Source organism: Ruegeria sp. AM4, from assembly GCF_056540665.1.
Genome location: NZ_JBQFXD010000012.1, coordinates 80,759 through 96,223 on the forward strand (window position 1 = coordinate 80,759; position 15,465 = coordinate 96,223).

The following is a 15,465-nucleotide window of genomic DNA, read 5'->3' on the forward strand; positions in this document are numbered from 1 at the left end:
GGTCCAGGAAGATTTTCCCGATATACTTTAGTATCGGAAGCGATCTTATTTGCGTACAAATATGCGTCCGTGTGTCCGTCAGAAGCTGTGATTTGTTGCTACCTCAGTCCTGTCAACAATTTCTGAGGCGACATTGCGTATAATGCACGAAACACCGGGGTCGGACCTGGATTGGAAGGTCAAAGCACCGCTGGTCGTGGAAACCCCCTCTGGCGCGGTGGTCGCGATTGAACGCTGGTCGCTTGCGGGGCTGGAATGGCCGGACGACGCGCCTGAATGCCCCAAAACCGCAACACTTAGCGTTCCTTTTCAAGGCGTAGATATCCGCTTCCCGGTACGCCTAACCAAGCCGAACTCGAATTCCACAGTACAATTGCAAGGCCTGAGCGGTCGGCAACGCGAGACACTGGCACTCTTCTATCGCTCGCTTTTGTCTGGGCGAATGGCCAGCAGCGGCGACGTGATAACCAGCCTCGATACTCCGGTTGATTTAGTGCCGATGGAGGAAACTGAGGGCGAGCAATCCCGAAAACCCGTGAGGTTTCTTCCACGTTCCCTGCGTGTTGCATTCAATGTGGCGACCTACCTTCTAATCGCTGCGGCGGTTGTAGGCGTCATAGGCAACAACATCTTTACCAACCTGGATCGGATCGACATTCAACACGGTCGGGTGTTGGCACCCATGATCCCCTCTTTCCCACCGGCCAAAGGTTACATCAAGCAAATTGCGGTGACGCCGGGGCAGGAGGTGCTGGAGGGTGATCTTCTATTCTTAATGGACGACGCGGAAGCAGAGGCGGCTCTCAAACGAACAGAAGCGGAATTGGCGTTGGCGCGCGCAGAGCTCTCAAATGTCAATGACGCCCTAAAGAACCTTCAGTCCCAATCCAGCTCTGAAATTCTGGCCGAAAGGGTTGCTGCCGCCATGCGCTTTTATGCTGAGTTTGTGCAGGATGGTGGGTTTGACGATATGCGACGCCAATGGCTCAGCCTTCGCGAACGCAATCCGGATCTGGCGCGGTCTGTAGACCCAGTTCTTATTGTGACGAACCTGCTGAAAGCCGAAGAGCGAAACCGCTCGTTTGCAGTAAAGGCGTTGGAAGCAACCGAAGAAGCACTGCAACAGATAATAGAAAACAACCATGTTCGTGCGACCACGGACGGGGTGGTTCAGGATTTCACTGTCAGCGCGGGACAACCGTTTCGCGGCACTCCGGAAGAACTGATTTTCGAGACTGCTGAGCCTCGCATGACTATCGGATGGGTGTCTGAGCGGTTTGCTGAAACGATCTACATCGGAATGCCAGCGACAATCGGGTTTAACGAAAAGGGTGATAGGATCAGCATCCCCGGAGAGGTCTGGGATGTGCGCGCCGGGGACAACCCTGAGCGGCCCGGAGAGTTTGGGATTATTGTCACTGTTCGTCCAACCGGCCTGTCTTCACGACAAACCAAAACCCGTTTGCGATTGGGAGCCCCGGTCAATCTGGATGCGAAAAGACAGTTGGGAACACGATTTGCCACTTGGATGAAGTCTATGGACCCTCGTAGTGGCCAACCCCATGACTGAGTATGAGTTCGACAAGGATCTGGCGCGGCGATTGAGGCAACTGCAATCAAATGTACCCAACTATTTTTGCAAGTGGTCTCTACTGCAGTTCACGCTGTTTCTGTTGTTGTTCATGGCGCTGCTTTGGCTATTGGCGAATGTGCCGAACCGGTTTTTTAATCCAAGCGTTTTGCATGTCACGATGGTCCTTGGAACACTCGGGCTCTGGCGATTTGGCTGGTGGTTTACCCATGCGTTGAGGGCCCAAATTTACGCTAAAGCCAAATGGCCGGGAATGCGGCGCCGCGCCGACGCGCTTTGGGATGCTGGATGGCGGCCCAAGCGTCTCCACATCCAGATGACAACATATTTTGAGGAACCCTCGATCACCAAACGCGTCGTAGGGTCGATACTTGGGCAAATCCGACGCGAACGGATTCCGACAACGATCTATATCGGCACGGGCAGCGCATATGATGAGCAGATCATACGCGACTTTGTTGAAACCTATGCTCAGGATATTCCGGACGAATTGGCCACGCTGGTTTTTGTCCGCCAGAACCAGCCGGGCAAAAGGATGGCGATTGGTCTGATCCTTCGAGCTATTTGCCGCTCTGGTGCACACCGTGACGATCTGGTGATCTTCATGGACGGAGACGCCTTGTTTGGCGGGGATGTTCTACGCAAAACCCTGCCTATGTTTGCAAGTGATCCAGAGCTGCAAGCACTGACGACAGATGAAGAGGTCATCTGCTATGGCCCGGCGTGGATCGCAAAATGGCTGGACATGCGGTTTGCCCAACGTCGTCTAGCGATGCAAAGCCATGCTTTGTCTGGCCGCGTTCTGACACTGACGGGCCGAATGAGCGTCTTTCGAGCCAGGCATATTCTGGACGAAAAATTCATTCGCACGATCGAGGCGGATCACCTGCATCACTGGCTTTGGGGTAATTTCCGGTTTCTGTCCGGGGATGACAAATCAACCTGGTATCGCCTGCTGAGCGTGGGTGCGAAAATGACCTACGTGCCGGATGCCACGGTCTACACGATTGAGGTTATCAAGGAAAACGGCCTCATGCGGATGGTTCAGAACTTCCGCCGTTGGTCGGGCAACATGCTGCGGAATGGCAGCCGCGCAATCGCTCTTGGTCCGACCGCAATGCCGTTTTTCATCTGGTGGTGTGTCGTTGATCAAAGGATCGCCATGTGGACCATGATGGTCAGTCCGGTCATGGCCGTTGTCGGCAGCCTGATTGCGCCAGGTTACTTCTGGAACTGCATAATCTGGGTGCTGTTTTCACGGATCGTGCTGTGTCTGTTCCTGTTCGGTTACAGCAGGCGCGCGGACATGAGTTGGCCGTTCATCCTGTATCTCAACCAAGTGATCAACGCGACGGTCAAAATCTACATGATCTTTCATTTGTCCAAACAGAAATGGTCGAACAGAGGCAATCAAAGCTCGGGCGGTGGGTCGGGCTTTGTCGAAACGCTCAAAAGCGGCTTTGCCAAGTTCCAGATGGCCACTGCAATCCTGACGTTTCTAACCGCGATCCTGATCTATGTTGGTCTGATCGAGATGCCGTTTGGCTAGCAGACCTATCCTTTCGATAGGTGAATTAAGCCTATGAAACACAATGTTAAACACGAGGGTCGGTAACCTGAGATCAGACTTGTAATGAAGAGGTTTCACATGATTCAGCCAATTATCCTTGCTGGTGGTTCCGGCACCCGTCTCTGGCCCGTCTCTCGTAAGAGTTACCCAAAGCAGTTCGTCGAACTAGTTGGCGACAACAGCCTGTTTCAGAAAACAGTTGAACGTGTGGCCGAGCCTGGATTTTCGGCACCACTGATCGTGACGGGCGAAGACTACAGGTTCATTGCCCAACAACAATTGGCAGATGTTGATGCCGAAAAGTCTGAACTGATCGTGGAACCTGTTGGCCGCAATACCGCCGCTGCGGTTCTGGCAGCCGCGTTGCGGTACAAAGAAGAGCCGGAAACGATCCTGCTTGTCCTGCCCAGCGATCACGCGATCGTGGACGTGTCGGCATTCCGCCGGACTATGGTGCGCGCTGAAAAAACAGCCAAACGCGGTAAGATCGTCACCTTTGGGATCAAACCCGATCATGCCGCGACTGGTTTCGGCTACCTGAGGGTTGCGGGCGGGTACCAAGGGGCGTTGCTGATTTCTACGTTTGCCGAGAAGCCCGATGCTCAAACCGCAAAGGTCATGCTGGAAAGCGGTGACTGGCTGTGGAATGCCGGGATGTTCATGTTCAGGGTCGATACTGTGCTAAAGGCGTTTGAAGCGCACGCCCCTGAGATGTCTGCGCCGGTCGAAGCCGCGGTGGCTCTCGGTCAAAAGGATCTGGGTTTCTACCGACTCGATCAAAACGCCTTTTCCCGTTGTCCGAGCCTCTCGTTTGACCATGCGGTAATGGAGCATGTCGAAAAAGGTGTCGTAGCGTTTGAATTGGACTGCGGGTGGTCCGATCTGGGCAGTTGGAAATCGGTGAAGGATCAGGGGCAGCTGGATGAGGGGGCGAATGTCACTTCTGGAAATTCGACGGCCATTGATTGCCGCGACAGTCTGCTGAGGTCGGAAAACCCGGATATCAAGTTGGTCGGACTGGGTTTGAAGGACATCGTTGCAGTCGCGACCGACGATGGAATTCTGGTCGCGGACATGTCGCACAGTGCTGAAGTCGGCAAGGTAGTGGACGCGTTGCGCAACGAAGGCTCCGACCAGGCCGAGATGTTCCGCCGGTGCCATCGTCCCTGGGGTTACTACGAAACGCTGTCGCTGGGTCCTCGGTTTCAGGTCAAACGGATCATGGTTCTGCCTGGTGCCAAGCTGTCCCTGCAAAGCCATATGCACCGAGCCGAACACTGGGTTGTCGTCAGTGGTTCAGCAACCGTGACGGTTGGTGACAGAGTCAGCCTGCTTTCCGAGAATGAATCGACCTACATCCCGCTGGGTGCTGTCCATCGGTTGGAGAACCCGGGGAAACTGCCTTTGCATCTGATCGAAGTTCAATCCGGTTGTTACTTAGGCGAAGACGACATCGTGAGATACGAGGATATCTATGACCGTGTCGCTGTAGCTTAGATTCACTTGCACCACCCTCCTGAAGACTGGCCCGTGTGGATTTTCACGCGGGTTTTTTCTGTCGTATGGGTTTCATGACCATTCGTATATATTCGGCGTCATTTGCGCATTCCAGATAGTCTGTCGATACATTTCTCAAAATTATCAAAGCGTTACCTTGGATTTAAATCGGAGGTAAATCTATGGAACTCAGAAAAATTACTCAGAAAGACGCCGAAATTGTCATACCGACGTCTTCGCAAAAACCCCGGATCAGTGTTGTGGGGCTGGGCTATGTCGGCGCTGTCTCAACCGCCTGTTTGGCCTCACTTGGGCATCGGGTCGTAGGTGTTGACATCGACCCTGACAAAGTGAGCCAGATCGCGGGCGGTCAAAGCCCGATCCACGAAACAAATCTTGGCTCAACTCTGAAACAGGGCGTTCAAAAGGGGCTGATCTCTGCGACGGACGATTTGAGCGCAGCTGTACGCGAAACCGACGTTACCTTTGTGTCGGTAGGAACACCAACCGCTCCGGACGGGGGCTGCGACTATAGCTATATTGAACAGGCCGCCCGCTCGATGGCAGTTGGCCTTCGCCAAAAAGATGGATTCCACATCTTCGCCATGCGGTGTTCGATCCCGCCCGGAACCACGATGAACGTTTTGGCCCCGATCCTTGAGCGGCTTTCAGAAAAGAAGATGGGCCAAGACTTTGGGGTGTGCTTCAATCCTGAGTTTCTACGGGAAGGCGTCGCCATAGATGACTTCCATAACCCTCCGAAAACAGTGCTTGGCACCAACGATTTTCGCACTGCGGAAGTCATGAAGCGCATCTTCGCACCGGTTGATCCAAATCCCATTTTGACAACAGTTGAAGTGGCTGAGACTATCAAATATGTCGACAATGTATGGCACGCGACCAAGGTTTGCTTTGCCAACGAAGTCGGCCGCTTGTGCAAGCCGCTGGGCGTGGACAGCCATGCGGTCATGGATGTCTTTACCCAAGATACAAAGCTGAACCTGTCCCCTTACTATCTGAAGCCGGGCTTTGCCTATGGCGGCTCATGCCTGCCGAAAGAGGTGCGGGCGGTTACACATATCGCTGAAAAACTGGGTGTCGAACTCCCCATGATCGGCAACCTTGACCGCTCAAACCGAGAGCAAATCGATCAAGCGACCGAGATGCTGCGAAAAACGGGGGCAAAGCGCGTTGGGGTTCTGGGGCTGGCTTTCAAACCTGGAACGGACGATCTGCGCGAAAGCCCAATTCTGGAAGTCATGGCCGAGCTCCATTCCGAGGGGGTGGAGTTGGTCCTACATGATCCGGCGGTGACAAAAGAAACCCCTCTGAGTGGGTTGCAAGCCTACATGCATCACGCTGGCTCTGGCATTCGAAGTCTCGCGGGATCTATCAAATCGATGCTCTGTGACAGCATAGAAGACGTAATGGAACAGGCCGAGGCTGTCATCGTCTGCCACCGCAACCCCGCTTATCAGAACGCCGTTTCCAGTAAACCAGAGATGCCGGTCGTGGATGTGGTGCGCTTGTTCCCCGAGAACCCGGTGAACCGTCGGATCGACGGCATCGGTTGGTAAATTTTTACTCCAAATAGCTGAAAGTAAGAGGTGAAATGATGCCTGCGGTATCTTCAAATGTAATTTCAGGAACGGGTTTGTCCGATCAACTTGTTGGCGGAAGTGAGCAGGAGACCCTGATAGGGCTTGCCGGAAACGATGAGATCCAAGGGCAAGCTGGCGATGATGTGTTGCACGGTGACTATGCCGAGGCAAACTTGCTGGACGGCACAGAAGGTGCTGTCAGTTTTTCCGACTACGCCGAGAACGGCGAATGGGGATTGATTGATCTTGCAAACGGCCACCAACAGATGGAGCAGCAGATTACGACCGAAGCGGGCGGGGTCTATGAACTGAACCTGGATCTCGCGACAAATTTTGCTGCAGGTCGTTCCGGTGCTGCCGTCGAAGTGCTGGTCGATGGTGAGGTGGTGGCCGAGTTTTCTTCTCAGAGCGGTGCCTTCGGATCTCATTCCGTTCAATTCACAGCTGATGATGACCGCTCGACCATATCGATCAGATCGATTGATGTGTCAGGCAACGGTCCAACAATTGATACGTCCGGTCCTGCGTTTCACTATGACAAGGATGTCGAGATTGGTGGGCAAACCGTGACGGTTTCCGCATTCGCCGATGGGCAATCAAATCTCTATCAGGTTCTAAATGGAACACTGCAGGTGTTTGATGTCGAAACCCAAGCCTATGAGATGGCCGGCGTCGAGGGCACGGTCAATGTGAACTCGATGGGTTACAATACAGAAGACGACCTTCTGTATGCCATCGCAGTAGGCGACGGTGTGGATTCACTGGGACAGGTGGTTAGCCGCTCTGATTTGGTGATGCTGGACGCCGAAGGAAACAGTTACCGTGTTGGCAGCACACCATATCGGTCTTGGACCGGGGATTTTGATGATCAGGGCAACCTTTGGTCGTTTCAATCCAGTATGGACCGTATCGCAGTCATTGATGTTGATCAGTTCGATACGGATGGAAACCCGGTAACCACAGTGTACAAGTTGCCATCCGATCTTGTGGATTTCAAAGTCTACGATGTTGCGTTCGACGCGGCCTCACAGTCGTTCTACGGTGTCTCTCGCCCAAGTTCCGAAGGTGCAGCTACGGTTATGTTGATCGTTGATATCTCTTCGGGCGAACCAGAGTTTCGAACGGTTTCAGTCACATCGACAGTGATTAACGGTGAAGTCCTGAATGGAGTCCCGCTAATGACGTTTGGAGCTGCAATCATTGACGCAGACGGAAACCTGTTTGTTGGTGGCAACTCGGGCGACCACGACATGGATGACTCGACACCTGCAACAGGCGCGATTTTCCAGGTCATCGTAGATGATGTGACCGGCGAGGCTAGTTTGCACCTTATCGAAGAGGCGCCGAAATCGTATTCGAATGATGGTGCCGCCGACCCGACAGCAACCAGTCCGTTTGCGCCCGTCGATTTGGATGCAAGCGTTTTGGTCAAGGATCTGACACTTGTTGCGACTACCGAAGGCGCGTTGAGCTACGATGATGATCTTTCGGGCAATGCTGGTGGCGATGCCCTATACGGTGGGATTGGCACAGACACCCTGACGGGTGGTAGTTCAGGCGACGTGCTTGAAGGGGATGGCGGCAACGATCTGCTGCACGGTGGAGCGGGCGTCGGTGCCGCCAGCGGCATTGTCTCGCAATATGACGAAGACGGTGTGCGGTACGACCAGTTTGGCAATGTTCTTACAGAAGACGATGACTCGTTGTTCGGCGGTCAGGGCGACGATCGCCTGATGGGCTCGGCTGGGCACGACATGCTGGATGGTGGGATCGGCAACGACATTTTGGATGGTGGTTCAGGCTTTGACATCCTTATCGGCGGTCACGGCGATGACACACTCCGCGGTGGATCCGAAGCTGACACACTGCGAGGTGAAGACGGCCAAGACGTTATGGACGGTGGCTCGGGAAATGATGAGATGTTCGGTGGCACAGGCGATGACCAACTCGATGGCGGGTCTGGTGCGGATGTCCTGAACGGTGGCGATGGCAGTGATAATTTGTCAGGTGGATCCGGTGATGATTTTCTGTCCGGGGACTACGGAAAAGACACGCTATCCGGAGGATCTGGCAACGATAACCTAGATGGCGGTGCGGGCGACGACAGCCTCTCTGGGGGCTCGGGTGATGATACCGCGATAGGCGGTCTCGGCGCGGATACTCTGGATGGCGGATCTGGAAACGACACATTAGCTGGCGGTGAGGGTTCCGACACGCTGAAGGGTGGTTCTGACGATGACGAGTTGATTGGGGGCGCTGGCAACGATTATCTGAACGGCTCCAGCGGTAACGACGTTTTGGACGGCGGTTCAGGGAAAGATCGGCTTTACCTGGGCGCAGGGGGTGATCAAGCCACCGGCGGCGCTGATGCAGACAGGTTCATTTTCCGCGATGAGGATCTGGATGGGTCGACCGATACGATCACAGACTTTGCGCTCAGCGATGGCGATTTACTCGATCTGCGTGCGCTCAACATCGATAGTGGCGGAGCTGATACATCTGACTGGTTTAATGCCAACGCTGAAATCGTGGGCGGGACCGATGTCTACGTAACTTTGTCACCGGATACGACATTGATCCTTGAAGGCGTAGCGTCGGATTTCGACCAACTCTACGATCACTTTCTATTCTGAAGTCCCCCCCTGCGGACCCGGGTCACTCGAATCCTGCATCCCGAGCGATCAGAGCGGCCTGGGTCCGGTTTTTTGCATTGAGTTTCTTGCAAAGGGTCCGAACATGCAGCTTGATCGTGACTTCCTGAAGATCCAGCTCTCGCGCGATCTCCTTGTTGGACTGCCCACGGCACAATCCGCGTAGAACCTGTTTTTCCCGCTGGCTGAGCTGACGGGAAAAGTCGCTTTCTTTGACATCGCCATCCATACTTAGAACACTGGCCGGGACGAAGGTTTCGCCGGCGATCATAAATCGCACCGCGTTGACCAGGGATTTGGCGCCCATGGTTTTGGGCAAGAAACCAACGGCGCCCATTTCGACCGCTTCCTGTGCGATCTTGTTTGGTGCCGTCCCGCTCAATATCGCAAAAGCCTGTTCAGGGAATTGGCGAATTGCGTCTGAAAGCCCTTCGATCCCATTCATGCCCGGCATTTCAAAGTCTAACAGGACAAGGTCGAATGGATCTTCGGATGACAGCAATTTCATCGCAGCCATGTAATCGGGTACGGCAACAACTGCCGCGCGCCCCTCGGTTTCGAGGTAGGATGAGATCGTGTCACGGACCAAACCGTGATCATCAGCCAATAGAATTCGCATTGATATCGGTGACCTTGAACAAATGCTTTGATCCGATTTTATCCCACCCGGAATAGTTGAACCACCAAAAGGGTTACTATTTGACGAACTTTGCAAATTCATGTTGCTTTCCTAAACTATTACTCTTTGACGCTGGCTGCCAAAGCCTCATTATCGCATTCCGCGAAAACTTTAATTGCATGGTTTGGGACGTCGAAAGTTCGCAAATTAGGCTGATGGTGTGACCTTTGGTGCGCTGAACTATCCTAAAGTATAGCGAGCTATTCTATTGCGTCTGAGAACGTTTCGCGGGGCTGTGTCAAAAGCGTTTTGACAAAGGTTCACCTACTCACGGACACAACCTCGCATGCATAAAACTTTAAAATCACTTAGCGCCGCACTCGCCATTTCATTTGCGAGTGCGGCATATGCGGATGAACTACTTCTTACGGTCTCGGGCGATGTCGGTCTCAATGGAAACAAGAACACTTGGACATTCGACAGGAAAGCCTTTGAGGCATTGCCCAGTAAGTCAATCGCTACAACAACGATCTGGACAGAGGGTACGCAGAGCTTTGAAGGAGTTTCCCTTGATGTGCTCCTGGACCATGTCCAGGCAGAGCAGGGGATCATACGAGCGGTGGCTTTGAATGACTACGCCGTCACCATTCCCACCAGTGATGCAACAGATGGTGGCCCGATCGTTGCCTACTTGCGCGATGGCAAGGCGATGTCTGTTCGCGACAAAGGACCTTTGTGGATAATTTACCCTTACGATGCTAACGAGGCCTATCAGTCCGAAGAAATTTATGCCCGCAGCATTTGGCAACTCAATCGATTGGAAGTCGTAGCACAGTAAGTACCGAGGAGACGGCCATCGACACTAAAGCGCCTTTAATGAGCATGAAGAGATGGCCCATTTTTGCCTTTGTAGGATTGCTGGTTGTGAGTCTGGCTATCGTGCTTTCCCTTGGGCGCGAGGTGAAATCAGATCTCGACGCACTCTCGACCGCAAAAACAGACAACGTCAGCTGGCTGATGTCTCAGCTCGAAGTCGAGCTGCTTAGGTTCGAAGTCTCGGTCATTGACGCTTCATCACGTTCCAATGGTGACTTGTCCACTGTACGCAACCGTTTCGATATCTTTTATAGCCGAGCGGATACGCTGTTTAGTAGCGAGCTGTTTTCATTTCTGCGAGGGGGTGCCGCCGCGCAACCAGCCCTGCAAGCCACTGAAGATTTTCTATCCCGGCTGACACCATTGATCGATGGGCCGGATGACCAGCTGCGCGCAGCACTTCCTGATCTGCGGGCGCAGATTCAAACACTGCGACCTGAAGTGCGCGAGATTGCGCTGGGCGGTATTCAGGGATTTGCCCAGGAAAACGCAACCCGACGTGCTGAGTTGGCCAGCACACTAACCCGAATGGCATCATTACTTGTTGTACTTTTCGTTGCACTGCTTTTAGCTTTTGCAGTTCTCATCAAATTATTCCGGCAAGGGCAGTTGTTTGCCCGGCAAAGCCAGTCGGCTCGCAACCGATTTGAAGCGGCCATTACCTCGTCACTGGATGCGGTGTTGGTGGTCGATACTTCTGGAAGAATTCTTGAATTCAACGGTGCCGCCGAAGATGTCTTTGGGTACCGTCAGGCCGAGGCAATCGGTGCTGATATGGCTGAACTTATCGTTCCAGAACACCTGCGCGCCCTGCACCGAAAAGGCATGACACGATTTCTCGAGACCGGCGAGCAAAAGGTAATCGGCGCTGGGCGCGTCAGGTTAGAGGGTTTGCGCAAATCGCAGGAAACTTTTCCCGTGGAGCTGTCCATATCGCTAGCTGAAACGGATGGAGAGCAAGTCTTTGTCTCATTCCTTCGGGATATAACTGAGGAACTCAAAGCCGAGGAAGACTTGCGCACTGCAAGAGACAAGGCGCGGGAAAGTGAACAGGCCAAATCCGATCTGTTGACAGTGATGAGCCATGAAATGCGTACTCCGTTGAACGGAATACTCGGCTCTGCGGCATTGATTGATCAGAGCAATCTGACGGACAGACAAAAGCGGTATCTTCGTTCTATTGAGGTGTCGGGTAAGTTGCTGCTGTCTCATGTGACTGATGTTTTGGATTTTTCCAGACTGGGTTCAGCCAATGCCTTGCGTGACAGATCAAGTTTTGACGTTATGGAGGTTGTCCACGAAGTTGCCGACAGTCTGTCGGCGAATGCAGATGCGCGTGGCAACGACTTGAAGGTCGATGTTCTCTCTGAAGAGCTTATCGACGTTCTTGGATACAGGACTGCGCTGCAGCAATGCTTGGTGAACCTGTTAGGTAACGCAATCGAATTTACGCGGGATGGATCAGTCACGATCGAAGTCGAACGACTTCATCATGATGATCTGATTGAGTTTCGGATTGCAGATACCGGGGTCGGGATATCATCTGACTATCTGGACGTTATCTTCGACGAATTTGTCACGATCGATACCGCCTTTGCACGTGAGACGAGCGGAACGGGATTAGGGCTGGCTATTACCAAAAGATTGGTCGAGGCGATGGGTGGCGACATCACGGCGTATAGTGTGCTTGGAGAAGGCAGCCTGTTTACAATGCGACTGCCGCTGCCAACCTCAAGATCTGATGTCATGAGCGAACCGGATTCCACAGACGCGCCACAGGCAGAGCTTTATCAGGGTTTGAAAGCGCTGGTGGTAGACGACAATGAAATCAATCGAATGATCTTGACCGATATGCTTGAAGATCTTGGCTTTTCGGTTGCTGAGGCTGAAAGTGGTTACGCCGCCTTAGAACGTCTTGGGTCCGAGCGATTTGATGTACTTTTGTTGGATATCAGCATGCCGGGTATCGATGGTATCGAAACACTCGGAAAAGTTCGCGAACTGAATATCGAGTGGGGCAATTTGCCAGCGATAGCAGTTACGGCTCACGCAGCCCCAAAAGATCACGAAGTCATACGAGCAGCAGAATTTCAGGGGTTGCTGGTGAAACCCGTTCCATTGGCGGCTTTACAGTCAGAACTGTCTAAAGTTGTGAAGGTGCAAAGGGTTGAGGTTATGGAGCCAGACAATGACTTCAGGATTCGATTTGGAGCGGACAAATTCCGTGAAGCCTGCAGGGAATTGAACAACGAAGTTGTTGGTCTTATTGACAGTCTCAATAATTCCAATGAGTTAAATGACACACACAGGCAAGCGGCGCATAAACTATGTGGCTCTGCTGCGATACTCGGGCAAACCGACCTTTGGTCCAAGTTGAATGACCTTCAAAACTGCACTTCGCAGCAATGGGACGACGAGAAGGCTACTTTCTTGAGGGATTTGCAGTACGAAGCCAAACGTTGTCGTTGAAGTTCAATTCGCTGGCTACGGCCCACAATTCTCACAGTTGCACTCGAATTGGCGGGATGTATCGAAGCGATATCGGCAGGACGGCTGAGGCTTAACAGACAAGAACTTGCCGAGATTTTGATAGATTTACCTACGATCTGCGCCGAAGAAGGCGATAAAGATTCAGTCTAGCTTTTGCTCGGCTGCTCCAACGTGATGGAAAGCCTTTGAGTCGCAAATGGTAAAACCCGTGCGCCCATCGAAAATCGAATGACCCAAAATCAATGGCTTAAGCCTCTCGGAATGGCAAAACTATGTGTCGCCCGACATTTCCTGTGGGACGACACATAGTTTTGCCATTTGGCACCCATAGTCGTTCCATTGGCGATAGACGCTTCATTTTTTGTTGGTTCGCTATGTGCCAGTCGGTGTTGGCTGATGCCGGAATCGGATTGGGCAGAGGTGGTTGGGCCTGGTCGCATTTCTCATGACCTTGGGTCTGCTCACTTGAGGTGCGTGCGCGAAACGACGATTTGCCGAGTTTTCTCTGGCTGAACTGGTTAGTTTGAATTTCGCCAAAACTAACGAATATCCTCGGTCACTGCTGGACAGCCGCCGTTCGAACCAAGGCTAATTTTCGGTCTGATACTTCGCCAAAAGTGGGAGCATCACGATGTTTTCTATATGCGAAGTAGGCGCCAGCTCGGTGTCAAGCTCGATTGCTCGCAAAAAGTGCGAGTATCCAGCCCCGAAAACACTCCATCTTGCGCGACAAGGACTGTGCGCCAACCCCGTGCTGCTGCACCGAGGATATCGGTGTGAAGAGTGTCACCGCACATCGCGATGCGTTCGGGCGGAATTCCTGGAAGCGTGGCTTCGACCATTTCAAATACTTCCGGAAATGGCTTGCCAAAGAACTTGATGTCTTGAAGGCCCTCATCTGCCAGCAAATGCCCGTAGTGACCGGGCTCCAGTGAGAATCCGAAGTCTCGTGGCGCTGCCAGATCAGCATTTGCGATCACCACTGGGCGCGGGTTCGCCAACAAGCTGTCGCAAAGCATGGATTGTTGAGATTGTTGCCAGATTTCGGTCGAGAGAAACAAGAAACCGTCAGCGCGGTCAAAGTCTGTCTGGTCTGCCTCAAGCCTGATTGTCTCGGATAAGATGTCCGTCAGATCGTCAGACGGAGAGGCGATGCAGCCCCACAGAACGTCGTTCAGGTTTGCCAAGGCTGCGTCGCGACTGGTTACAATCTCATCTGAATCAACCTGCATTCCGAGCTTTTGAAATTTGGCAGTCGCGCCCTCGTGATTATAGCTGGCAGCATTGGAAAGAATGCGAATCTGGTGCCCTCCCTCCCTGAGCTCTTTCAAACGAGTTGCCGCGCCGGGAATCGGAGTTTCGCCAACATTTAGAACGCCAAAAGCATCAAAAACAAAGGCGTCTACTTCGTTGCCAATATCCAGAAGTGACTCGATATCCAGAGTGGCTGCGGTGAATGTTGCTTTTGGGAGTCTGGGACGTATGGACTGATAACGCGAAAATATCGAGTTGGCGTCAAGCATGTGTCCAAATGTCCTTTTTTGATGGGCGTCCCCGACAGGTTTGACGCAATTCGGAATGTAACATCAACAAAATAATATGGAAGAAAAAACAACATTTTTTGCAAGTCGCCACTAGCGGGTTTTGAAGCTTTGCGCGCAAATCTTTGAAAGATATAATTTTTCGACACTTGCGATCAAGTCACCCTTCAACGTTCCATGTGGTTTTGACTAAAAAATGTTGTTTTGTTGTTTTTTGGTGGTATGGTTTTGGCAACTTGAAGGGGGATAAATGGCGTCAAAGAAGATCAGACGGAGGGATTTTATCCAGCAGATCGTGCAAGAGCGTGGCGGTGTCAGTGTGGGGGCCTTAGCGGAAATGCTAGGGGTCTCGACGCAAACCATCCGCCGTGATCTGGACATTTTGTGCGACGGTGAAAACCTGCGACGCGCGCACGGGCGGATCGAGCTGGCTGAAAGCTGTTTGAATACCCCGTTTGATCAGAGAGCCGGAACGAACTTACGTGGCAAACGGTCGGTTTCCGAACTTGTTGCGAGCATGATCCCCAATGGGGCGAACGTGTTCCTTTCAATTGGGTCGACTCCGCTCGAAGTGGCTAAGGCACTGTCCGGCCACCAGGAGTTAACGGTCATCACGAACAACCTGAGTGCCGCGATGGCGCTGAGTAATGAAATCTCAAACCGTATCCTTTTGCCAGGAGGCGAGCTGCGCCTGCCCGATCGTGATTTTATCGGCGAAGAAGCAACCGATTTCTTTGACAGGTTTCGTGCCGAGTTCGCAATATTTGGCGTTGCCGGTGTGGCGCATGATGGTGGGTTGTTAGAATTTCATCCAGCTGAGGTTCGGGTGAGAATGAAAATGCAGCAGCACGCAGCCAAATCGATCCTCGTAATAGACAGCAGTAAATTTGGTCGCATTGCGCCAGCATTGGGCGGCAACATCTCGGATGTCGACGTTGTCGTGTGCGACCGTCCTCCGGGCCCTGAATTTTCCGATCTCGCAGACAGTTTGGGCGAAGCCATTACTTACTCACAAGGAGAGCGCTGAAT

General features: G+C 52.8%; 10 protein-coding genes. 8 read left to right on the forward strand and 2 right to left on the reverse strand.

Going from position 1 to position 15,465, the window contains the following annotated elements; translation table 11 throughout:
- The first annotated feature begins 142 nt into the window (after positions 1-142).
- From ACR0JA_RS18845 to ACR0JA_RS18865, 5 genes are all read left to right on the forward strand, one after another.
- Complete coding sequence (locus tag ACR0JA_RS18845) at positions 143-1,570, forward strand: HlyD family secretion protein (RefSeq protein WP_480578416.1); 1,428 nt, start codon at positions 143-145, stop codon at positions 1,568-1,570.
- Positions 1,563-3,140, forward strand: coding sequence for a glycosyltransferase (locus tag ACR0JA_RS18850; protein ID WP_480578418.1), 1,578 nt, complete (start codon positions 1,563-1,565; stop codon positions 3,138-3,140). The genes ACR0JA_RS18845 and ACR0JA_RS18850 overlap by 8 nt, the downstream gene beginning before the upstream one ends.
- A gap of 99 nt (positions 3,141-3,239) precedes the next feature.
- A complete protein-coding gene (locus ACR0JA_RS18855) occupies positions 3,240-4,658 on the forward strand; it encodes a mannose-1-phosphate guanylyltransferase/mannose-6-phosphate isomerase (protein WP_480578420.1) in 1,419 nt (472 codons plus the stop codon).
- 182 nt (positions 4,659-4,840) lie between these two features.
- Complete coding sequence (locus tag ACR0JA_RS18860) at positions 4,841-6,235, forward strand: nucleotide sugar dehydrogenase (protein WP_480578422.1); 1,395 nt, start codon at positions 4,841-4,843, stop codon at positions 6,233-6,235.
- 77 nt (positions 6,236-6,312) lie between these two features.
- A complete protein-coding gene (locus ACR0JA_RS18865) occupies positions 6,313-8,892 on the forward strand; it encodes a calcium-binding protein (protein WP_480578424.1) in 2,580 nt (859 codons plus the stop codon).
- A gap of 22 nt (positions 8,893-8,914) precedes the next feature.
- Here the strand turns inward: ACR0JA_RS18865 and ACR0JA_RS18870 are convergent, their stop codons facing one another.
- Positions 8,915-9,529, reverse strand: coding sequence for a response regulator transcription factor (locus ACR0JA_RS18870; RefSeq protein WP_170424629.1), 615 nt, complete (start codon positions 9,527-9,529; stop codon positions 8,915-8,917).
- 346 nt (positions 9,530-9,875) lie between these two features.
- Here ACR0JA_RS18870 and ACR0JA_RS18875 point away from each other — a divergent pair, with 346 nt between their 5' ends.
- Positions 9,876-10,367 (forward strand): putative pterin-binding protein, encoded by a 492-nt coding sequence (locus ACR0JA_RS18875; RefSeq protein ID WP_480578426.1) that lies wholly within the window; start codon positions 9,876-9,878, stop codon positions 10,365-10,367.
- Between the two features lie 38 nt (positions 10,368-10,405).
- Complete coding sequence (locus ACR0JA_RS18880) at positions 10,406-12,874, forward strand: hybrid sensor histidine kinase/response regulator (RefSeq protein ID WP_480578428.1); 2,469 nt, start codon at positions 10,406-10,408, stop codon at positions 12,872-12,874.
- A gap of 659 nt (positions 12,875-13,533) precedes the next feature.
- Here ACR0JA_RS18880 and ACR0JA_RS18885 read toward each other — a convergent pair.
- Complete coding sequence (locus ACR0JA_RS18885; protein ID WP_170637904.1) at positions 13,534-14,418, reverse strand: HAD-IIA family hydrolase; 885 nt, start codon at positions 14,416-14,418, stop codon at positions 13,534-13,536.
- A gap of 268 nt (positions 14,419-14,686) precedes the next feature.
- On the opposite strand from ACR0JA_RS18885, the gene ACR0JA_RS18890 reads away from it, so the two are divergent.
- Complete coding sequence (locus ACR0JA_RS18890; protein WP_170637906.1) at positions 14,687-15,463, forward strand: DeoR/GlpR family DNA-binding transcription regulator; 777 nt, start codon at positions 14,687-14,689, stop codon at positions 15,461-15,463.
- The last annotated feature ends 2 nt before the right edge of the window (positions 15,464-15,465 follow it).